This window comes from Sphingomonas sp. GC_Shp_3, from assembly GCF_026540945.1.
Lineage (GTDB): Bacteria > Pseudomonadota > Alphaproteobacteria > Sphingomonadales > Sphingomonadaceae > Sphingomonas.
In genome coordinates this window covers 272,677-292,844 of record NZ_JALNUT010000001.1, presented here as the reverse complement: position 1 = coordinate 292,844, position 20,168 = coordinate 272,677, and the positions used below count along the sequence as shown (strand labels likewise).

Annotated in this window: 19 protein-coding genes; 11 read left to right on the top strand and 8 right to left on the bottom strand. The window is 65.7% G+C overall.

The window, feature by feature from the left end; all coding sequences use genetic code 11:
• Positions 1–10 precede the first annotated feature (10 nt).
• The gene (ettA, locus tag OXR00_RS01485; RefSeq protein ID WP_242146149.1) at positions 11–1,690 is read right to left on the bottom strand and encodes an energy-dependent translational throttle protein EttA; all 1,680 of its coding nucleotides are present in this window, start codon (positions 1,688–1,690) and stop codon (positions 11–13) included.
• Between the two features lie 206 nt (positions 1,691–1,896).
• On the opposite strand from ettA, the gene OXR00_RS01480 reads away from it, so the two are divergent.
• The 6 genes from OXR00_RS01480 (at position 1,897) to OXR00_RS01455 (ending at position 7,922) form a co-directional block, all read left to right on the top strand.
• Complete coding sequence (locus OXR00_RS01480) at positions 1,897–3,312, top strand: M20/M25/M40 family metallo-hydrolase (RefSeq protein ID WP_267386255.1); 1,416 nt, start codon at positions 1,897–1,899, stop codon at positions 3,310–3,312.
• A 141-nt stretch (positions 3,313–3,453) separates the two neighbouring features.
• Positions 3,454–3,723: a hypothetical protein gene (locus OXR00_RS01475; RefSeq protein ID WP_242146148.1), complete on the top strand. Its 270-nt coding sequence runs from the start codon at positions 3,454–3,456 to the stop codon at positions 3,721–3,723.
• 105 nt (positions 3,724–3,828) lie between these two features.
• A complete protein-coding gene (locus OXR00_RS01470; protein ID WP_267386254.1) occupies positions 3,829–4,578 on the top strand; it encodes an HAD-IIB family hydrolase in 750 nt (249 codons plus the stop codon).
• A 435-nt stretch (positions 4,579–5,013) separates the two neighbouring features.
• On the top strand, positions 5,014–5,538 hold the full coding sequence (locus tag OXR00_RS01465) for a gamma carbonic anhydrase family protein (RefSeq protein WP_267386253.1): 525 nt from the start codon (positions 5,014–5,016) through the stop codon (positions 5,536–5,538).
• 204 nt (positions 5,539–5,742) lie between these two features.
• Positions 5,743–6,909, top strand: a complete 1,167-nt coding sequence (locus tag OXR00_RS01460; protein WP_267386252.1) for a pyridoxal phosphate-dependent aminotransferase — start codon at positions 5,743–5,745, stop codon at positions 6,907–6,909.
• Positions 6,910–7,091: 182 nt separating this feature from the next.
• Positions 7,092–7,922: an MOSC N-terminal beta barrel domain-containing protein gene (locus OXR00_RS01455; RefSeq protein WP_267386251.1), complete on the top strand. Its 831-nt coding sequence runs from the start codon at positions 7,092–7,094 to the stop codon at positions 7,920–7,922.
• Positions 7,923–8,067: 145 nt separating this feature from the next.
• Here OXR00_RS01455 and OXR00_RS01450 read toward each other — a convergent pair whose 3' ends face one another.
• The 7 genes from OXR00_RS01450 to hpnI are packed head-to-tail and all read right to left on the bottom strand — an operon-like array spanning position 8,068 to position 14,968.
• Complete coding sequence (locus tag OXR00_RS01450) at positions 8,068–9,438, bottom strand: hypothetical protein (RefSeq protein WP_267386249.1); 1,371 nt, start codon at positions 9,436–9,438, stop codon at positions 8,068–8,070.
• On the bottom strand, positions 9,435–10,424 hold the full coding sequence (locus tag OXR00_RS01445) for a lysylphosphatidylglycerol synthase domain-containing protein (protein WP_267386248.1): 990 nt from the start codon (positions 10,422–10,424) through the stop codon (positions 9,435–9,437). Before OXR00_RS01445 ends, OXR00_RS01450 begins: the two co-directional genes overlap by 4 nt.
• Positions 10,421–11,314 (bottom strand): ferritin-like domain-containing protein, encoded by an 894-nt coding sequence (locus OXR00_RS01440; protein WP_267386247.1) that lies wholly within the window; start codon positions 11,312–11,314, stop codon positions 10,421–10,423. Before OXR00_RS01440 ends, OXR00_RS01445 begins: the two co-directional genes overlap by 4 nt.
• 16 nt (positions 11,315–11,330) lie before the next feature.
• On the bottom strand, positions 11,331–12,155 hold the full coding sequence (gene hpnK / locus OXR00_RS01435; RefSeq protein ID WP_267386246.1) for a hopanoid biosynthesis-associated protein HpnK: 825 nt from the start codon (positions 12,153–12,155) through the stop codon (positions 11,331–11,333).
• A gap of 9 nt (positions 12,156–12,164) precedes the next feature.
• Positions 12,165–12,359, bottom strand: a complete 195-nt coding sequence (locus OXR00_RS01430; protein ID WP_267386245.1) for a hypothetical protein — start codon at positions 12,357–12,359, stop codon at positions 12,165–12,167.
• Between the two features lie 15 nt (positions 12,360–12,374).
• Entirely contained in the window at positions 12,375–13,820 is a 1,446-nt protein-coding gene (gene hpnJ, locus OXR00_RS01425; RefSeq protein ID WP_242146138.1) for a hopanoid biosynthesis associated radical SAM protein HpnJ, read from the bottom strand.
• Complete coding sequence (hpnI, locus tag OXR00_RS01420; protein ID WP_267386244.1) at positions 13,817–14,968, bottom strand: bacteriohopanetetrol glucosamine biosynthesis glycosyltransferase HpnI; 1,152 nt, start codon at positions 14,966–14,968, stop codon at positions 13,817–13,819. The genes hpnJ and hpnI overlap by 4 nt, the downstream gene beginning before the upstream one ends.
• Before the next feature lie 149 nt (positions 14,969–15,117).
• Between hpnI and hpnA the strand changes: the two genes are divergently transcribed.
• The 5 genes from hpnA to hpnE are packed head-to-tail and all read left to right on the top strand — an operon-like array spanning position 15,118 to position 20,159.
• Entirely contained in the window at positions 15,118–16,113 is a 996-nt protein-coding gene (hpnA, locus tag OXR00_RS01415) for a hopanoid-associated sugar epimerase (protein ID WP_267386243.1), read from the top strand.
• Positions 16,110–17,237 carry a glycosyltransferase gene (locus OXR00_RS01410; RefSeq protein WP_267386242.1) on the top strand — a complete coding sequence of 376 codons (1,128 nt, stop codon included), beginning with the start codon at positions 16,110–16,112 and terminating at the stop codon, positions 17,235–17,237. Before hpnA ends, OXR00_RS01410 begins: the two co-directional genes overlap by 4 nt.
• Entirely contained in the window at positions 17,234–18,073 is an 840-nt protein-coding gene (gene hpnC, locus OXR00_RS01405; RefSeq protein WP_267386241.1) for a squalene synthase HpnC, read from the top strand. Before OXR00_RS01410 ends, hpnC begins: the two co-directional genes overlap by 4 nt.
• Complete coding sequence (gene hpnD, locus OXR00_RS01400; RefSeq protein WP_267386240.1) at positions 18,070–18,909, top strand: presqualene diphosphate synthase HpnD; 840 nt, start codon at positions 18,070–18,072, stop codon at positions 18,907–18,909. The genes hpnC and hpnD overlap by 4 nt, the downstream gene beginning before the upstream one ends.
• Positions 18,906–20,159 (top strand): hydroxysqualene dehydroxylase HpnE, encoded by a 1,254-nt coding sequence (gene hpnE, locus OXR00_RS01395; protein WP_267386239.1) that lies wholly within the window; start codon positions 18,906–18,908, stop codon positions 20,157–20,159. The genes hpnD and hpnE overlap by 4 nt, the downstream gene beginning before the upstream one ends.
• The last annotated feature ends 9 nt before the right edge of the window (positions 20,160–20,168 follow it).

Here is a 20,168-nt window from a genome sequence, read left to right as displayed (position 1 = left end):
CCCGCGACTATCAGCGGGTCAGCTTTTTGTACGCCAGCCGGGTCGGGCGATCGGCGGCATCGCCAAGGCGACGGCGCTTGTCTTCCTCGTAGCTTTCGAAATTGCCCTCGAACCATTCGACATGGCTGTTGCCCTCGAACGCGAGGATGTGCGTGGCGAGGCGATCGAGGAAGAAGCGATCGTGGCTGATCACCACCGCGCAACCCGCGAAGCTCTCCAATGCCTCTTCGAGCGCGCGCAAGGTTTCGACGTCGAGATCGTTGGTCGGCTCGTCGAGCAGCAGGACGTTGCCGCCCTCCTTGAGCATTTTCGCCATGTGAACGCGGTTGCGCTCACCGCCGGAAAGCTGGCCAACCTTCTTCTGCTGGTCCTGACCCTTGAAGTTGAACGCGCCGACATACGCGCGCGTGCCAAGCTCCTGCTTGCCGAAGCGGAACACGTCGAGTTCGTCGGAAATTTCCTGCCAGACGTTCTTGTTAGGGTCGAGATCGTCGCGCGACTGGTCGACATAACCGAGCCGCACCGTCGAGCCGACTTCCAGCGTCCCCTCGTCGGGCTGTTCCTGCCCGGTGATGAGCTTGAACAGCGTCGATTTGCCCGCGCCGTTCGGCCCGATCACGCCGACAATGCCGCCCGGCGGCAGCGTGAATTCGAGGTTTTCGAACAACAGCTTGTCGCCGTACGACTTGGTCAGGCCCTTCGCCTCGATCACCTTGCCGCCAAGCCGCTCGGGGATCTGGATGAGGATCTGCGCCTTGCCGATCGAACGGTTTTCCTGCGCCGCCATCAGCTCGTCGAACGCGCGGATACGCGCCTTGGACTTGGTCTGGCGTGCCTTCGGGGTCTGACGCATCCAGGCCAGCTCGTCGGCGATCGCCTTCTGCTTGCCCTGCTCCTCGCGCTCTTCCTGCGAAAGCCGCTGCGACTTCTTCTCGAGATAGCCCGAATAGTTGCTTTCGTAGGTGTAATAGCGCCCGCGATCGAGCTCGAGCACCCAGTTCACCACGTTATCGAGGAAGTAGCGATCGTGGGTAACGAGGATGACGTTGCCGGTATATTCCTTGAGGAAGTTCTCCAGCCACTGCACGCTCTCGGCATCGAGGTGGTTGGTCGGCTCGTCGAGCAGCAGGATGTCGGGCTTCTCGAGCAGCAGCTTGCACAACGCCACGCGGCGCTTCTCACCGCCCGACAGGTTGGTGACCGGACTGTCGCCGGGCGGGCAGCGCAGCGCTTCCATCGCCTGTTCGAGTTGGCTGTCGAGGCTCCAACCGTCGGCCGCGTCGATCTTGGCCTGGAGATCGCCCATTTCCTCCATCAGCGCGTCGAAATCGGTATCGTCCTTGGGATCGCCCATCTCCGCCGAAATGGCGTTGAAACGCGCCAGCATGTCGGCGATCGGACCGGCGCCGTCGCGCACGTTGCCGATCACGTCCTTGGTCGGGTCGAGCTGCGGCTCCTGCGGCAGGTAGCCGACCTTGATGCCGTCCGCCGCCCAGGCCTCGCCGGTGTAATCCTGGTCGATGCCGCCCATGATCTTCATCAGCGTCGACTTGCCCGAGCCGTTGGGGCCGATGATCGCGATCTTCGCGTCAGGCAGGAATTGCAGGTGGATGTTGTTGAGAACGGGCTTTGGCGCGCCCGGGAAGGTCTTGGTCAGGCCCTTCATCACATAGGAATATTGGACGGCCATGCGGGGTCGTGCTCCAGGACTGCGTATTGGTGGAATTACCAGTGCATTTAAGAGGATCGCGACCAATTGGCAACGTGATCGCGGGAACGTGGTCGCCGCCTCCATATCGCCATTGCAGAACTGTGCGACCTTCCCCTACTCAACCCCGTCCGTCGGCAGTTCGTGACGGCGCGTTCACCCGTCCAACCGCCACTTCGGAAGACCTCATGAACCCTTCGCGCCTCACCCTGCTGTCCTGCGCCCTCACCCTGCCTGCCCTGCTCGGCTCGGCCGCAATCGCGCAGCGGGTGATGCCAGCCGCCGTTGCGCCCGACGCGAAGGTGGCGGCGCTGCGCGATGCGGCGCTGAACGACGACGTCGCGTGGGATATCGTCGAGGGCATCACCACCGAGATCGGCCCCCGTCCGGACGGGTCCGACGCAGAGGTGCGCGCGCGGACCTGGGCCGTGGCGAAGCTGAAAAGCCTTGGCTTCAGGAACGTGCGGATCGAACCCTATGATCTCCACAACGTGTGGGAGCGCGGCGCGGAAACGGCGGAGGTGGTAGCGCCCTACCCCCAGAAACTGCGCCTCACCGCGCTCGGCAACTCGGATGCGACACCGGCGGCGGGGTTGACCGCGCCGGTGTTGTATTTCGAGACGATCAACGATCTCATGCTCGCGCCGGCCGGCAGCCTCACCGGCAAGATCGCCTTCGTGTCCAACGCGATGCAGCCGACGCAGGACGGCTCGGGCTATGGCACCAACGGACTTGCGCGCTTCCTCGGGCCGAACCTTGCCGCCAAGAAGGGCGCGGTGGCGCTGGTGATCCGCTCGATCGGCACCGATCACGGACGCGGGCCGCACACCGGCACCACCAATTTCGAAGCCGGTGTCGCGCCGATCCCCGCCGCCGCGCTGTCGGTGGCAGATGCCGAGAACCTCGAGCGCATGCTCAAGCGCGGCAAACCTGTCACGCTGCACCTTACCCTCACTCCCCGCTTTATCGGCACTCGCCCATCGGGCAATGTTGTAGCGGAGGTACCGGGCACCGATCCATCAGCAGGGATCATCACCATCGGCGGGCACCTCGACAGCTGGGATCTTGGCACCGGCGCTATAGACGATGGTGCGGGTTTCGCGATCACCACGGCGGCGGCCAAGCGGCTGATGGAAGCCGGCAAACACCGCCGCACGATCCGCGTCGTGTGGTTCGGCGATGAGGAGACCGGCGGGTTCGGCGGCATCGCCTATGCCAAGGCGCATGCCGGCGAACGCCACGCGCTCGCCGCCGAATCAGACTCGGGCGCGGACAATGTGTGGCGCTTCAACACCCATTTTCCGGATGCCGCAAAGCCGGTGGCGGATCGCCTCGCCGTTGCGCTCGCGCCGATCGGCGTGGTGCGCGGGCATGAAACGGTTCATGGCGGCACCGATGTCGAGCCGACGCTGGCACTCGGTGCGAGTGGCATTGATCTCAACCAGTCTGCGCTGCGCTATTTCGACTGGCACCATACGCCGGAGGACACGCTGGACCGGATCGATCCCGTACAATTGCGGCAGAATGTCGCGGCCTGGACGGCGATGCTCGCGGTCGTCGCCGACGCCCCGGAGCCTTTGCTGGACGTAAATCCGCAAAAATAAGCCGAACCGAGGCAAAAACCGGATTTACAACCGGTGACTGGATTTGCGAATGGAACGTCACGGATGGGCGCAAGTTCATCCACGTTCGCGACGGCACTCAGGCCGGCCGCGAAGAATACAGACTGCTTTGGGAGCAATCGCATGAAGAAAATCGCCCTTGTTCTCGTCGCCGCCGGCCTGATGTCGCTCGCCGCCTGCAACAAGAACCCCGAGGCTGCCGCTATCGAGAACAACGCCGACATGGTCGCGGACAACATCGATTCGGCTGCCGACAACATGGACGCCATGGCCGACAACACGTCGAACGCCACGGCATCGGACGTTCTGTCGAACGCCGCTGACAACGCGCATGACATGGCTGACAACGTCCGCGCGGATGGCGACGCCAAGGCTGACAACGTCACCAAGTGATGTTTTCCGCTGGCCGGTTTCGATCGGTCGCGGATTGATGAAGGGCGTCCCCTCGGGGGCGCCCTTTTTTACGGTTCGGCGCTGCCGTCCAGGAGAATTTGTACCATGAAGACCATGATCGCGTTCGATCTCGACGGGACGCTGGCCGAGAGCAAGCAGCCGATCGGCGACGAGATGTCCCTGTTGCTCAAGCGCCTGCTCGACGTTGCACAGGTGGCGGTAATCTCGGGCGGCGACTGGCCGCAGTTCGAGAAACAGGTCGTCGGCCGCATGCAGGGCGACGCGAAGCTCGAACGCCTGTTCATCATGCCCACCACCGGCACCAAGCTGTTCCGTTACGACGGCACGACCTGGCAGACGATCTACAACGACGCCTTTACGTCCGAGGAGCGCGACCAGATTCTCGCCGCGCTCAACAAGGCGTGGGACGAGGCGGGCTTTGGCGGTGAGCAGACCTGGGGCGAGCGGATCGAGGATCGCGGTAGCCAGATCACCTTGTCCGCGCTCGGCCAGCAGGCCCCGCTCCATGCCAAGGAAGGCTGGGATCCCGATCAGGAGAAGCGCCGCAAGTTGCAGGGCATCCTGCGCGGCATGCTGCCCGAACATTCGATCAACATCGGTGGCGCCACTTCGGTCGACATCACCCGCAAGGGCATCGACAAGGCGTATGGCATGCGCCGTCTGTGCGAGCACGCCGGTATCGAGTTCGACAACATCCTGTTCATGGGTGACGCGATCTATCCGGGCGGCAACGACGATCCGGTCCGCGCGGCGGGTATCGATTCGATCAAGGTGCGCGACATGGCGGACACCGCCGTCGCGATCACGGCGGTAATCGCCTGCGTGAAAGCCTGAGCCACCGCGTCGCCCCGGCAATGTCGGGGCGACGCTATACCTAGCACTCGACCACCACGCGCTTCATCGGCGCGAGTTTGGCGAGAAAACGGTTCTTCGCGAGCATATCGGCGACATACAGCCCCATGTTCTTGTGCGCGTCGTGCCAGTTGCCGAAGATACGACCTTATCGTCACGACTGGTGACTGGGTCATGCAGGAAGCCTGCCGTCAGGCTTGCAGAGGGCCCGAACATGTCGGTGTTGCGGTCCACGTCTCGCCGCTCCAGTTCCGCAACCGCGAGTTCGCCAGCGTCATCTTTCAGGCTTGTAGCAGAGGTCTCTTCCCCCCGGCCGGCTTGAGGTCGAGATCAGCATCGACAAGTCGTTCGCCTCGATCCCCCGTCGAATTCACATCGGTGCCGTATACGGGTAGTTGATCCGCGGAAGGATCGCCCATGCCGCTCTACGCTTTTGATGGCCACCAGCCCACGCTTGCCGAAAACGTCTGGGTCGCTCCCAGTGCGGACTTGATCGGCGCCGTCCATCTCGCACCGGACGTAAGCATCTGGTTCGGCGCAGTGATCCGCGCGGACAACACCGCCATCGCCATCGGTGCCCGCAGTAACGTGCAGGATGGTGCGATGCTTCATTCCGATCCGGATGCGCCGCTCACGATCGGGGCGGATTGCACGATCGGGCACCGTGCGATCCTGCACGGCTGCACGATCGGGCCCGGCGTGCTGGTCGGGATGGGCGCGGTGATCCTCAATAGGGCGACGATCGGCCCGGGGTCGCTGGTCGGCGCGGGCGCGCTCGTTACCGAAGGCAAGAGCTTTCCAAGCGGCAGCCTGATCATCGGCAGCCCGGCCCGTGCCATACGCGAACTCAGCCCGGCCGAGACGAAGAAGCTTCTGGTCTCCGCGGAAGGTTACGTCGATAAGGCCCGACGTTTTGTAAGCAGCCTCATTCCACTAGCCTGATTTCTTCCGGAGAGATTTTTCTTCTCACCACTAGACAGTTGAGGACTGTTGTGGTGTGTTCCGACTCGAGGGAACAGGGGAGAGGTTCCTGTCCGGTCGCAATCGCCCGCGCACGTAACGCAGGCGTCGCGGTCGCCATCTCGTACGGCCGCCACGTGGGCGTGATGCGGCCTGATGTCTGGATATTGACAGGGGAGCATAGTGATGACGATCGACCTACTCGACCGCGAAGCACGCGAGGAACTTCAGGATCGCGGCTACTCACGCCGCCAGCTCGGCCGCATTGCGATGCTGCTCGGCGCCGGCGCCGCCGTAACGCAATTGTCGAGCGGCGCGCGCGCGCAGCAATCCGCCAAGGCGCTTGTCGGTGCAGTGCGGATCGGCTCGAACGAGTGCTGGACCGGACCGTTCACGGAAGGTGTGCAGGCCTCCGGCGCGATGGCGCAGCGTGGCAACCGTTACGAGCCAGACAATGAACACGCCAAACTCGTCGCCGCCGTTGCACAGGTTGAAGGCGTCACACCCGAATGCGTCCTCGCTTGGCCAGGATCGAGCGATCCGCTGAACCGTTCGGTCGTCACCTTTTGTTCCCCGCAAAAGGGGCTGGTGACGGCGAACCCGACGTACGAGCAGAGCTGGCGCACCGCCCAGTGGCTTCAGATCAAGCCGACACGCGTGCCGCTGACGCCTGACTACCGCCATGACGTCAAGGCGATGCTGGCCGCCGATCCCAACGCCGGCCTTTACTACATCTGCTCGCCCAACAATCCGACCGGCACGCTGACGCCGATCGCCGACATCGAGTGGCTGCTCGCCAATAAGCCGAAGGACTCGGTGGTGCTCGTCGACGAGGCGTACATCCACTTTGCCGGTACCCAGAGTGCCGCCAAGCTTGCCTGCACGCGCAACGACGTGATCGTGATGCGGACGTTCTCCAAGCTGTTCGGCATGGCCGGGATGCGGCTCGGCCTCACCATCGCGCATCCCGATCTCTACAAGCGGATGATGCGCTATGACGGTGGCCAGGTCACCAACATGCTGCCGATGACGGCGGTGGCGTGCGGCACCGCCGTCCTGCCACTTGCCGACAAGATCGCCGCGCGGCGCGCCGAAATGATCGCAGTGCGAGAGGAGACACTCGCCCACGTCAAGAAACGCGGGTTGAAGTATATTCCTTCGCAGGCAAACATGTTCATGGTCGACTGGGGTGCCGGCAAGGATCCCAAGGCAATGCAGGCGGCGCTGATCGCGCAGGGCGTGCAGATCGGCCGTTCATGGGACGCTTACCCGACGATGAGCCGCGTCACGGTGGGCTCGGCGGAAGACATGGCCAAATTCCGCAGCGCCCTCGATACCGTGCTGAAAGCGTAGCAAAGGAGCGCGGTCGGCGACGGCCGCGCTGCCCGTACTGATCCCGGGAGCCGTCTCCCGCAGCATGACGGCCCGCATTCGCCGCTTCGTCATCGGAATGGTTTGGAGACCCTGCGCGCGGATGCGAGACGCAGCGAACCAAAGCACTTTTGTCTGTCCGTCATCCTCTATAGGGGCGAAACGTGCCTCCGCCCACCGTCACCGACTTGTTCCGCTTCCCGGTGAAGAGCCTGCGCGGCCATGCCCTCGAATGCGCAAAGATCGGTCCGCGCGGGATCAGTGGCGATCGGCGCTGGATGCTGGTCGACGATAACGGCCGCTTCGTCACCAGACGTGAGGTGCCGGAGCTGGCGCTGTTCGACACTGTTTTGGACGGCAGTGCGTTGGTGATCCGGCACTTGGTCCACGGCTGCTGTCGTGTTCCTCAACCTGATGACGACGCGCCTACGATCGACGTTGGGATCTGGGGCGATACCGTGCGTGCAAGAACCACGGGCGAGGCCAGCACGAGGTATTTGTCGCGCGCACTCGAACGGTCGGTGCGGCTGGTGTATCAGGGCGACGATGGCGTCCGCCCGATCGATCCCGGCTTTGCGGTGCCGGGCGATCAGATCGCGCTGTCGGACGGTTTCCCGTTGCTGCTGGTTACAACCGCATCACTCGCCGCGCTCAACGCAGACCTGGCGGAGCCGGTGGCGATGGCGCGGTTCCGGCCCAACATCGTTATCGACGGTACGACTGCGTGGCGGGAGGATCACTGGCGGCGCATCCGCATCGGCAACGTAACCCTGCGCCTCCCTAAGCCATGCTCGCGCTGTATCGTCATCACGCAAGACCCGCTCAGCGGCGCGCGCGAAGATGGCAATGAACCATTATCGACGCTGATGCGCATCGGACGCATGGGCAAAGGTGGCGTGATGTTCGGCCAGAATGCCATACCCGAGAACAGCGGCACGATCAGCGCTGGCGACCGAATCGAAGTTTTGGAGGAAGGTGCCTCAAACCTGCGATGACGTGCCGAATCCTGATGCAGCGATCCGCGACCGAACTACGCTATCGAGCCTGAGATTAGGTCGGGGTTCAAAGCCGCGCGGGTCTCTGGAAGGCAGGTCAGTCCATGCGCGCTATCATGAGCCGCGCGTCAACTTGCACCCGGGATCACCAGAGTAGCCGGGCAGCGGTTCCGACAATCGCGACGATGATCGCCGGGGCGCTTGCCAGCAAGAGTCGGCGGAGTGGCACCGCATCGGCGACGACGGCGAAGGCGAGCCCGGCCGCAAGCATCGTCCAGAGATGATAGCGCAGATCCGACGCCACGCTCAGCAGGAGATAGCCGCCACCATACATCGCCGCCGACAGCGCAAGCGGCCTCGCCCCGGCCACGCGCCATCCGGCCCACAACAGCCCAAGCGCGAGCGTGATCCAGCAGATCGGCCAGCCAAGCGGCGTGCGGCATGTCTGCACCGCCAGCCAGTCGATCCAGCGTTGGGCCGGGTTCCGCGCGATGCGATAGCCCCAATCATTCGGCGCGGACTGCGGCTGCACCGGACGTTCGACATCATGGCCGATGATGAAGCGCAGGTTGTCGTTGGCGTGCCGAAAGCGATGTTCGGCATAGGCGAGTGGATGCGCGACGATCGCCTTCAGCCAGAACAGATAGGGGCTCTGGCGGTGCGCGGCGAAGGCGTCGCGAACGCCGGCAAAGCCGATCGGGCACGGCTCGGCCACCCACCACGCGTAGCTGTCCCACCGCACCGGATCATAACAACGGTGGTTGATCGCAACCGGGTCGGCCACCGCAAGCGGCGGAAACGCGTCGACACCGCTTTGCTCGGTGATCCCGCCGAGGTCGAAAATGACCAGCGATAGCGCGACGCCGCTCGGGCGCGCGCCGGTCGCTCGGTTGGCGAGCGGCATCGCCACCGCCAGCGCCAGCGCAGACACGACGATGCATGCAATCAGCCGCGTCGGCGTTCGCCGCCACGCACCCGGCAGCACCGCCACCAGCAGCGGCAGCGCGGCGAGCAGCGCGTTGAAACGCAGCGTCGCGGCAAACAACAGCAGCGCGATCGCGGCGCTACGCAGCCCCCAACGCCGCTCCTCACCGGCCCATGCCGTCAGGCCGGCGGCGGCAAGCAGCGCACCTGCCATCAGGCTGTCCTTGAGAACGGACCCAAGCGTCGCCAGCGCGAACGGCAACAGCGCCGGCAAGACGATCAGCACCGCGAGCCGCCGCCGACCCGCGCGCCACGCCGAGCCCGCAAGCAGCGCGAAACCCAACCAGTACAACCCGGTCTGAAGCAGCAGCATCGGCGCGGGGCCGGGCTGAAGCATGATCAGACGCCTCCACACCCACTCCATCGCGGGCGGATGCCAGTCATCGAAATGCCCACTCACCGCCTGACCGTATTGGCGCACGGCATCCCAATACATGATGCCCGGCCAGTAGGCGGCAAGCTGAAGCGCGGCCACCAACAGCAGCACGGCGGCAAGCGTCACGCCACTGCGGCGGGGTCCGTCCGCCGTCATGCGGTGCGGCGGTTCGCAACGAGGGCACCGACCTCGCCTGCCTGCCACAGAACGATCGCCGGCACCCCGATCATCAAGTCGCGCGCGCGCTTGAGCAGCGACAATGCCAGTGCGGTGGTCGGCGGAAGACCGAATATCGGACCGATCAGCGCGTAGGCCGCCTCCTGGATGCCGATTGCACCGGGCACCGCGAAGGCGACGCTGCGCAAGGTGAAGATCAGCGCCTCGATCGCTAGCACCGCCCACAGCGGCAGGTGCGAGCCCATGAACCATAGCGCCACCCACGCGCTCGCCGCGCTCGCGAGCCAGGCGGCGAGATTGAGCAGGAATGCAATCAGAATGCGACGGGGCTGGCGATACACCGCGTCAAGCTGCACCCGCACCGCGCCGACCGCCTCGGCAGAACCGGGGATCATGCGGGCCCCAACCCTGCCGACCAGCCGCAACACCGGCCGCTGCCCGGCGACGAAAACAATCATCAGCAGCGCCATCACGCCCAGCCCGCCGATCGCGAGCGGCGCGATCCGCGCCGTTTCCGGACCCGCCGTAAGCATCGCCAGCAAGGTTGCGACGCCACCAATCGTAAACAGCAGTTGCGCGGCCATCTCCGTCGTCATGTCGGCGACCATCGACGCATAGACCACCGAATCCCGCACCCCGCGCGCGCCGAGCGTGCGTGCGCCGACGACCAGCCCGCCGAGCTGCGAGAACGGCAGCACGTCGGTCGCCGCCTCGCGCGCGGTGCGCGCCCAGATGAACAGCGGCAGCCGGCGCAGCGGCTCGCCCGGCGCACAGGCCAGCCACGCGCCCCCAAGGAGCAACAAAACGCCGAGCGAGCACAGCAGAAACACTGCCATGCCCGCCCAGCCGATCGCACTCATCGCGGCAAATACGTGCCGCGCGCCGACCGCATCGACCGTCCAGGCCGCGACGCCGATACCCGCCAGGGTCGCCGCCAGCAGCCCGGCGCGGGCAAAGCGGTTCATGCCGCCGCCGGGGTCTTCCGCATGAAGCGCAACACCAGCCGGATCATGCCGGGCACGAACTTGGGACGGATCAGCCGCGCGTCATAAGGTGCCAGCCGCCGGTCGTTCTCGGACAGGCAGATCGCAGCCAGCTCAGGGAAGCTGACCTCCACGCCCAGATCCTTCGAGCCGTTGAGCGTGAAGTTGTTCTCCTGCGCCTTGGTGCTGTCGCCCATGCCCTTGGCCATGTCGATCCGCTCCCAGAACAGGAACACCCACACCGCCCAGACCTTCAGCTCGAAATACGGCCGGCGCCACCACGGCATGTTGCGCCGCCACCACGCCACCCAGTTGACGAAGAACAGGATGTGCCGCCCCTCCTCGCGCATCACCGGTTCGAACGTATCGATCAACTCGGGCGGGAAGAAGCCAGTGTCCTTGGCGATCTTGAACAACCCGAAGCCGAAGAAACTGTCGATACATTCCGAAAAGCCCGAGCGCATGAAGGCCCATTCGGCATCCTTGGGCTTGATGTACGGCGGTTCGGGTTCGAGCACGATGCCGTAATGCTGGACCATGTCGGCAAGCACGATCTTGTGCCGCTTCTCCTCGAACGCGTCCATTTCGAGCGCGGTCTTCAATTCGTGATCGGTTACGAAATCGGCGAAAGTCTGCACGAACAGACCGGTGCGGCCCTCCGTCTGCACCGCCATGTCCCAGATCGGCAGGGAGACGATCTTCTGGCGGGTTTCCTCCTCCAAGTCGGGCCAGTCGATCAGCGCGGGCGTGTACGGGTCGTGCGTGTCGAGCAGCGCGCGGCACAGCAGGATCTTGTGCGCCTCGCTGCCGAGCGGCACGCGCACGCCCGGAGGCGGGCCGGCGGCTTCGATTTTGCCGGGGATGTAATTCATCGAAGTTTGTTCCGTTTCACAGCTCGGCGAACCGCGCCAGCGTGATCCGGTCCCGCACGATGATCTCGCGCGCGACTGGATCGAGCAACGCCGCCAATTCATCCTGATACTTATAGCCCGGTGCTGCCAGCGCATAATCGCCGGTGGCCGGGTGCAGATAGATCTCGCTGATGCCCTCGGGCAGATGTTCGAGGATGCCACGCACGCGCGTACGCGTCATGGCGCCGGACCAGGCGAGGCCGAACACATGATCGGGCGCGGCCATGCCGGCGCGGCGCAGCTTGGCGCGAACGCTGCGCGCAAACGGCGCCGCGATGTCGACGCCTTTCACTGTCTCGACCTTGCGGATCACCGCGCGCGGCTCGGTCGGCGCGCGGCCCGCGCGCATGCCGAAGCGTTTACCCACCGCGATCACGGTGGAGGCGATCACCGGATGCATGTGCATATGCTTGTGCGAGTCGACGTGATCGAGCGGCAGGCCGGTCGCGTGAAACAAACGGAACTGCGCTTCAATCTCGGCGGTGAGTTGGCGCCGCACCGCCGGCCGCAGCAGAATCGCGATGCTGGTGCCGAGCGCCTCGATGCGGAACCTGCCGTCCGCATCGACAAGATCGGGGATACGCTCGGGCGGTAGCGCCGGCGGCACCTCTGCAAGCGCGATGTGCAGTCCCACGCCAAGCGTCGGCATCGTGCGCGCCCGCGCGACCGCGTCGGCGCACGCCTCGCCCGTCACCATCAGGCTGGTCGTGGTGAGGATGCCGTTACGATGCGCCTGCTCGACCGCTTCGTTGACCGGGATCGACACGCCGAAATCGTCGGCGTTGATGATGACCGTGCGCACGTTCGCGCCTCAGACCGGATCGAAGCCGTAGAATGCCGGGTCAGCGAGAACGACATCGGCTACGCGCGGCGCATTCGGTATGCCGATCCGCCGCAACAGCAACGTCATGGTCGCGCGGTCTTCCCCGCGCACCGCGCGCTCCCAATCCTCGAACAGCCCGCGTGCCGCGAGCCGTTCGTTCACCGTCATTTCCGCAGCACTCATAGCGATACCAGACCCTTACGCGGCCTCTTTGCGACGGCGCAGGAAGTCGAAGAACTCGACACCTTCACGCAGACGACGCTTCATCATATCCCAGTCGCGCAGCATTTCCCACACGATCGAGCCGATCTTGGATGGGCGGAAGTAGAACCGCTTGTAGAACTCCTCCACCTTCTCGAAGATCACCTTCGCATGCAGGTGCGGGTAGGACAATTGCGCGATCTGGTTGCCGTCGTCGGTCAATAGGCTGTTGCTGTTGTCGAACCAGCCGTTCTCGGTCGCCTGCTTGTAGAGGAAAGTGCCTGGATAGGGTGCCGCCAGCGACACCTGGATGGTGTGCGGGTTGATCTCCTTGGCGTAGTTAATCGTCTCCTCGATCGTTTCCTCCGTCTCGCCGGGCAGGCCGAGGATGAAGGTGCCGTGGATGACAATGCCGAGTTCGTGACAATCCTTGGTGAATTGCTTGGCCACGTCGACGCGCAGGCCCTTCTTGATGTTATGGAGGATCTGCTGGTTGCCGCTCTCGTAACCGACGAGCAGCAGGCGCAGTCCGTTCGCCTTGAGGATTTCCAGTGTCTTGCGCGGCACATTTGCCTTGGCATTGCAGCTCCACGTCATCGGAAAGCCGGGCTTGCCGAAGCCCAGCTCGCCGAGCGCAATGGCGATTTCCTCGACGCGCGAGTGGATGTCGGTCAACGTGTCATCGTCGAAGAAGATCTCCTTGGTCTCGGGGATGTTCTCCATGATGTACTTCACTTCCTCGACCACCTTGGCGACCGAACGGCCACGGTAGTTATGACCACCGATGGTCTGCGGCCAAAGGCAGAAGGTGCAGCGGCTCTTGCAGCCACGGCCGGTGTAGAAGCTGACGTACGGATGCTTGAGGTAGCCGCCGAAATATTTCTCGATCTGAAGGTCGCGCTTATAGATCGGCGAAACCATCGGCAGGACATCCATGTCCTCGATCATCGCGCGGTTCTTATTGTGGACGAACGAACCGTCCGGCGCGCGCCAGGTGATCCCGTCGACCTCGGCGAGCGGCTTGCCCTGCGCGATTTCGAGGATCGTGAAATCGTACTCCTCACGCGCAACGAAGTCCACGGCAGCGGTGGCGGCAAGGCTCTTGTCCGGCTCGACCGCGACCTTCGCCCCGACCAGCCCGATCAGCGCCTGCGGGTTGCGTGCGCGGATCAGTTCGGCGCACTTCACGTCCTGCGCAAAGCTCGGCGTCGAGGTGTGGAGGACGATCAGCTCCATGCCGTCGACCTCGTGCTTGATGTCGTCCCACGACTGGTCGTGCGCGGGCGCGTCGATCAGCTTCGAACCGGGCACCATCGCGGCTGGCTGCGCGAGCCAGGTCGGGTACCAGAACGACTTGACCTCGCGCTTCATCTGATAGCGCGCACCGGCGCCGCCGTCGTAACCGTCGAACGAGGGGCCTTGCAGGAAAAGCGAACGCATCATGGTGAAGTCTCCGGGGCCGCAGCGATGTGGCCGTTTGGTCTTATTCTAAGCGTAGCGCCGCGCCAATCAACCGAGCGGACGAAGAAGCTGGCGCAAAACACCGCGAATCCGAAGATGTCGCGCAACGGCAACACCCAGAGCGGCGCGGGCCGCGCACCGGCGACCCGTTCGGCCGAAATTGCGGCAAAAAGGCGGACGGCGAGCGCGGCTATGGCGAAAATGATGCCGGCTACCGGCCACCACAATGCGGCAAACAGCGCCATCGGGAGGGGAAATCCGACGATCATGCCAAGATAGGAGCAAAACGCGAGATCGCGCACCGTTACCCCCCAGCGCAACTCGTGCCGCCACAGCGCGCGCGCCGAGCGTTCGTCGAACGCGTGGCTGACCAACAGCGGCGGCATCACTACGGACAAGCCGACGCCGCGCACCGCCGCGCCGATCGCATAATCGTCCGCCAGGACGTCGGCGAAACGGGCGAAGCCACCGATCAGCGCCAGCGTGTCGCGACGCATCGCGATGGTCGAACCCATACACGGGCTGGCCAGTTGGTTGACGACACCGAAGGTCAGCCCTGGGAGGAACTGCCAGTCGGTACCGGCAGCGCCAAGGCGCGACCAGAAACCGGCATCCCCCCGCCCGTGATAGGCACAGGTGGCGATCCCGACTCCGGGCGGATCGAGCGCGGCAAGCAGTTGCGCGACATAATCCCGCCCGACCGCGATGTCGCTGTCGCTGAGCATCACCACCGGGTGGCGGATGTGCGGCTCCATGTTGACGAGGTTGGAGATCTTGCCACTCGATCCGTGGCGAGTGCCGTCCAGGATCAGGTCGATCGTCGCGTTGGGAAAGCGGCGGCGCAGCGCCTCGACCACGGCGATCGCCGGATCGTCAGCGCGTTGCACGCCGCACACCATCTGCACCGGCCCGCCGTGCGATTGCATCAGGAAGCTGGCGAGATTGTCGAACAGACGCGGCTCCGCGCCGTGGAGCGGTTTGAGGATCGTGACGCCGCCCCGCGTCGCGGCAGGCGGTACGGGACGCGCGAAGTAGCGGCGGAGCACGATCGTCGCGGCGAACGTCCAGACGATGCCGACGCCCGCCAGCGTGAGCGCCACCGATCCGACCAGTTTCGCGAGCATCGCCATGCCTGCGCCCATAGAGCCGTTTCGGATCGGTTGAAACAGCGCGAAGCGGACGTGTCGAAAACGTCATCTCTCCGTCAGGCACGGTTCACCGCCCGGGCCGTCGCCAGACCTGCCTTCCTTCCGCCACGACTTTCGGTAAAGGGGCGCGGATGGACAGCAGCGATCTGGTTCTCGTCACGGGCGTGTCGGGGTTCGTCGGCTCGGCCGTCGCGCGGCGGCTCGCGGCCGACGGGCGTCAGGTGCGCGGGCTGGTGCGCGCGAGCAGCCCGCGCGCCAATCTCGTCGATTTTCCGGGCGAGCTGGTCGAGGGTGACGCGCGCGACCTCGCAGCGATGCGCCGCGCGATGACAGGCGTGCGCCACCTATTCCACGTCGCCGCCGACTACCGCATCTGGGCGCCGGACCCGGAGGAGATCGTGCGCAACAACCTCGCCAGCACACGCAACGTGATGGAGGCGGCACGGGATGCCGGGGTGGAGCGGATCGTCTACACCAGCAGCGTCGCCACCCTCCTGCCCGACCGCGCCCGCCCGTCCGACGAAACCCGCCCGGCCACGCCCGAACAGGCGGTCGGCGCGTACAAGCGCAGCAAGGTGGTGGCGGAACGGCTGGTCGAGGCGATGGCCGCGGAGGGGCTGCCGGTGGTGATCGTCAATCCTTCCACGCCAATCGGTCCGCGCGACGTGCGGCCGACACCGACCGGGCGGATCATCGTCGAGGCGGCATCGGGCAAGATGCCGGCCTATGTCGATAGCGGGCTCAACCTCGTCCATGTCGATGACGTGGCGGACGGGCATCTGCGCGCGATGGCGAAGGGTCGCACGGCCGAGCGCTACATCCTCGGCGGGCAGGACGTGTCGCTCGGCATGATGCTGGGCGAGATCGCCGCGTTGTTCGGGCGTAAGGCCCCAACCGTGGCGCTGCCGCGTGGGCCGCTGTATCCGCTGGCGTGGGCGAACGAACAGCTTGCGCGGGTGACCGGCAAGGAACCGTTCCTGACGATCGACTCGCTCAAGATGGCCGGCCACGCGATGTATTATTCCAGCGCGAAGGCCGAAGCCGAACTCGGCTACCGCGCGCGGCCGCACGTCGAAGCGCTGCGCGACGCGATCGACTGGTTCCGTCATGCCGGGATGATCCGGTGATCTGGCTGGGGTTGCTGACAGTAGCGATCTGGCTGGGTATCGCTCTCGGCCGCGACGGGTTCTGGCTGGCGCGCGAGCGGGACACTGTGCCGCTTGCCGAGCCGGCGCGCTGGCCCTCGGTAGTGGCGGTGGTGCCGGCGCGCGACGAGGCGGAAGTGATCGCGCAGTCGATCGGCAGCCTCGTTACGCAGGACTATCCCGGCGACTTCCGTATCATTCTGGTCGATGACGGCAGCAGCGACAACACCGCCAACATCGCGCGCGCCGCCGCGACGCGGCCGGGGCGGCTGACGATCCTGCCCGGTGCGCCGCTCGCAAGCGGCTGGACGGGCAAATTATGGGCGGTGTCGCAAGGCATCGCGGCAGCGGGCGAAGCCGATTACCTGCTGCTGACCGACGCGGATATCGCGCATGACGCGGACACGCTGCGCAGCCTCGTCGCGCGCGCGACCGGAGACCGCCGCGTGCTGGTGTCGCTGATGGCGCGGCTGCGCTGCGTCAGCCTGGCCGAGCGTGCGCTGATCCCGGCCTTCGTGTGGTTCTTCCAGATGCTGTACCCGTTCAGCACGGTGAACCGGCGTGGCCGTGGCCTCGGCGGGGCGGCGGGCGGCGTGATGCTGGTCGAGCGTGCCGCGCTGGAGGCCGCCGGCGGGATCGCGGCGGTGCGAGGCGCGCTGATCGACGATTGCGCATTCGGTGCGCTAATGAAGCGGCATGGCGACATCTGGCTCGGGTTGACCAGCCGGTCGCGCAGCGTGCGGGTGTACGACACGACCGCATCGGTCGCCGCGATGATCTCGCGATCGGCCTATGCGCAGTTGCGCTATTCGCCGGTGTTGCTCGTCGGCACCACACTTGCCCTTGCGCTCACCTATCTCGCGCCGCCATTGCTTGCGGTGTTCGCACGCGGCTATGCGCAGGCGCTTGGGTTAACCGCTTGGATTTCGATGGCGATCCTGTTTCAACCAATGCTGCGTTTCTACCGCCGTTCGCCCGCATGGGGATTGACGCTGCCAGCGATCGCGAGCTTCTACGCGGCCTGCACCCTGCTCTCGGCGTGGCAGCACGCGCGTGGACGTGGCGGCATGTGGAAGGGCCGCGCACAGGCGGATCTGCACGCATGACTGCGGCCGCCGAACTCGCCTCAGGCAAGGGGCATAAGGACGAGAACTTCCCCGTCGCCTCCGTGCTGCTCAAGAAGGAACATCGCGCGCCGATCATGGCGTTCTACCGTTTCGCCCGCGCCGCCGACGACGTGGCCGACAATCCGAGCGCGAGCGCCGACGAGAAGCTGACGCTGCTCGCCGCGATGCGGGCGACCGTGACGGGGACGAGCGATGCCGATGCGCCGTCGGCAGCCCTGCGTGACGTCATGGCGGCGCGCGGACTCGATCCGGTCCATGCGCTCGATCTGCTCACCGCGTTCGAACGCGACTGCACGATCGAACGCTACCAGACGTGGGACGATCTGATCGACTATTGCCGCTATTCGGCGATGCCGGTCGGTCGCTACGTGCTCGACGTGCATGGCGAAGATCGCAGCCTGTGGCCAGCGAACGACGCGCTGTGTGCAGCCTTGCAGATCATCAATCACCTGCAGGATTGCGGAAAGGACTATCGCACGATCGGACGGGTGTACGTACCGCTCGCCGCGTTGTCCGGGCGCGGCGGCGATGTGACCGATCTCGGGCGGGACGCCTCTACCCCTGCCCTGCATGGCACGATCGTCGATCTTGGCGACAGAACGCTAGACCTGCTGGCGCGATCCGCGCCGTTCGCGCGCGGCATCCGCGACCGGCGGCTCGGCATGGAGGTGGCGATCATCCAGCGGCTCGCGGAGGACCTCACACGGCGTGTGAAGACGCGCGATCCGCTTGCCGAACGCGTGCACCACACCAAAAGCGAGGCGGCGCGGCTCGCCGCCAGCGCGGCGATCGGCTATTGGATCAAGCGCGCATGAACGCCAAGAACACTCCCGCTTCGCTGCAATCGCAAGTGTCCGGCAGCAGCTTCTACGCCGGCATGCGCGTGCTGCCCAAGTCCGAGCGCGAGGCGATGTACGCGGTCTATGCCTTCTGCCGCGCGGTCGACGATATCGCCGACGACCAGCAGGGCGACCGCGCCAGCCGCGCCGTCGCTCTGGAGCAATGGCGCGCGGATATCGCCGCGCTCTATGCCGGGCGCGACCCCGGGCAGGCGGTGATCGTGGCGGAGGCGGTGCGCCGGTTCGACTTGCAACAGGCCGACTTCCTCGCGGTGATCGACGGCATGGCGATGGATGTCGAAGCCGACCTGCGCTGGGTACCGTTCGAGACGCTCGATCTCTATTGCGACCGGGTGGCCTCGGCGGTGGGGCGGCTGTCGGTCAACATCTTCGGGATGGAGCGGGAAACCGGCGTAAAGCTGTCGCACCATCTCGGCCGGGCGCTGCAATTTACCAACATTCTGCGTGATATAGACGAGGATGCCGCCATCGGTCGCGTCTATCTGGCGGGCGAGCATCTCACCGCCGCCGGCATCCCTTTCACCACCCCGCTGCAGGTGGTGAACGATGCTCACATCGACGCCGCGTGCCGGCCGCTAGCGACGCTCGCGCACGGCCATTATACGGAGGCGAACGCGATCCTTGCCAAGCGCCCGCGCGGACACCTGATCGCACCGCGCCTGATGGCGGCGGTCTACGCCCCGATGCTGACGCGGATGGAGCAGACCGGTTGGACGCCGCCGCGCACGCGCATCCGCACCAACAAGCCCGCGCTGATCCTCACCGCGTTGCGGCTTTGGATGTTCCGGTGAGCCGCCGCGCCCGCGTGATCGGCGCCGGCATGGCGGGGCTGTCGGCGGCGGTCGAGCTGACGCGCGCCGGGTTCGACGTGACGGTGTCGGACGGCGCGGCGCAGGCAGGCGGGCGTTGCCGCAGTTACCACGACCCACAACTCGACCGGGTGATCGACAACGGCAACCACCTCGTCCTGTCGGGCAACGCGGCGGTGTCGGGTTACCTCGGCACGATCGGCGCGAGCGAGCGGCTGGCCGGGCCGGACCAGGCCGAATTCGCCTTTGCCGACCGCCGCACCGGCGAGCGATGGCGCTTCCGTCCAAGCAAAGGGCGGCTGCCGTGGTGGATCTTTTCAAAGGCACGGCGTGTGCCCGGCACGCGCGCGACCGACTATTTGCGTCTCGCCGCGCTGACCCGGGCAGCCCCGGGCCAGACCGTCGCCGACCGTACCGACACGCATGGCGTGCTGTGGGATCGGCTGCTCGAACCGGTGCTGCTTGCCGCGCTCAACACCGCGCCCGCGGAGGGCGACGCGACGCTGACCGCCGCGATCATCAACCAGACGCTCGGGCGCGGTGGCCACGCAATGCGCCCGCGGATCGCCGAGCCGACGCTTGCCGCCGCCTTCGTCGATCCCGCGCTCGATTGGCTCGCGCGTAACCACACCAGCGTCACGCTGAAGCAGCGCCTGCGTACGCTCCGTTTCGAGAACGATCGCGTGGTCGCGCTCGATTTCGGCGGCGGCGCGGAGGCGGTCGCATCGGACGAGACGGTCATCCTGGCGGTGCCACCGTGGATCGCGGAAATGCTCGTGCCGGGCCTGAGCGTGCCCGACGATTACCGTGCGATCGTCAACGCGCACTTCGCCTATGTGCCACCCGCCGGCGCGACGCCGATGATCGGCGTGATCGGCGGCGCGGCGGAGTGGATTTTTGCCTTTTCGGACCGCCTGTCGGTGACGGTGAGTGCGGCCGATCACATGATCGACACCGATCGCGCCGAACTCGCCGCCGCGTTCTGGGCAGACATCGCCGCGATCCATCACCTTCCGCCCGAACTGCCCCGGTGGCAGATCGTGAAGGAAAAACGCGCCACCTTCGCCGCGACACCGCAGCAGGAACGCCGCCGCCCACCTGCGGCGACACGCTGGCGTAACCTGTTCCTCGCCGGCGACTGGACGCAGACCGGCCTGCCCTCCACCATCGAGGGCGCGCTGCAATCCGGCGTGACTGCCGCGCGCTTGGCGCAAGCCGCGCGGCTGATATAGGCGCACATC

Coding starts and splice junctions, on each gene's coding strand:
- OXR00_RS01480 (WP_267386255.1), top strand. CDS start 1,897: ATGAACCCTTCGCGCCTCACCCTGCTGTCCTGCGCCCTCACCCTGCCT.
- OXR00_RS01470 (WP_267386254.1), top strand. CDS start 3,829: ATGAAGACCATGATCGCGTTCGATCTCGACGGGACGCTGGCCGAGAGC.
- OXR00_RS01450 (WP_267386249.1), bottom strand. CDS start 9,438: ATGACGGCGGACGGACCCCGCCGCAGTGGCGTGACGCTTGCCGCCGTG.
- OXR00_RS01430 (WP_267386245.1), bottom strand. CDS start 12,359: ATGAGTGCTGCGGAAATGACGGTGAACGAACGGCTCGCGGCACGCGGG.
- hpnJ (WP_242146138.1), bottom strand. CDS start 13,820: ATGATGCGTTCGCTTTTCCTGCAAGGCCCCTCGTTCGACGGTTACGAC.
- hpnC (WP_267386241.1), top strand. CDS start 17,234: ATGACTGCGGCCGCCGAACTCGCCTCAGGCAAGGGGCATAAGGACGAG.
- OXR00_RS01440 (WP_267386247.1), bottom strand. CDS start 11,314: ATGAATTACATCCCCGGCAAAATCGAAGCCGCCGGCCCGCCTCCGGGC.
- ettA (WP_242146149.1), bottom strand. CDS start 1,690: ATGGCCGTCCAATATTCCTATGTGATGAAGGGCCTGACCAAGACCTTC.
- OXR00_RS01475 (WP_242146148.1), top strand. CDS start 3,454: ATGAAGAAAATCGCCCTTGTTCTCGTCGCCGCCGGCCTGATGTCGCTC.
- OXR00_RS01445 (WP_267386248.1), bottom strand. CDS start 10,424: ATGAACCGCTTTGCCCGCGCCGGGCTGCTGGCGGCGACCCTGGCGGGT.
- OXR00_RS01465 (WP_267386253.1), top strand. CDS start 5,014: ATGCCGCTCTACGCTTTTGATGGCCACCAGCCCACGCTTGCCGAAAAC.
- hpnD (WP_267386240.1), top strand. CDS start 18,070: ATGAACGCCAAGAACACTCCCGCTTCGCTGCAATCGCAAGTGTCCGGC.
- OXR00_RS01460 (WP_267386252.1), top strand. CDS start 5,743: ATGACGATCGACCTACTCGACCGCGAAGCACGCGAGGAACTTCAGGAT.
- hpnI (WP_267386244.1), bottom strand. CDS start 14,968: ATGGCGATGCTCGCGAAACTGGTCGGATCGGTGGCGCTCACGCTGGCG.
- hpnA (WP_267386243.1), top strand. CDS start 15,118: ATGGACAGCAGCGATCTGGTTCTCGTCACGGGCGTGTCGGGGTTCGTC.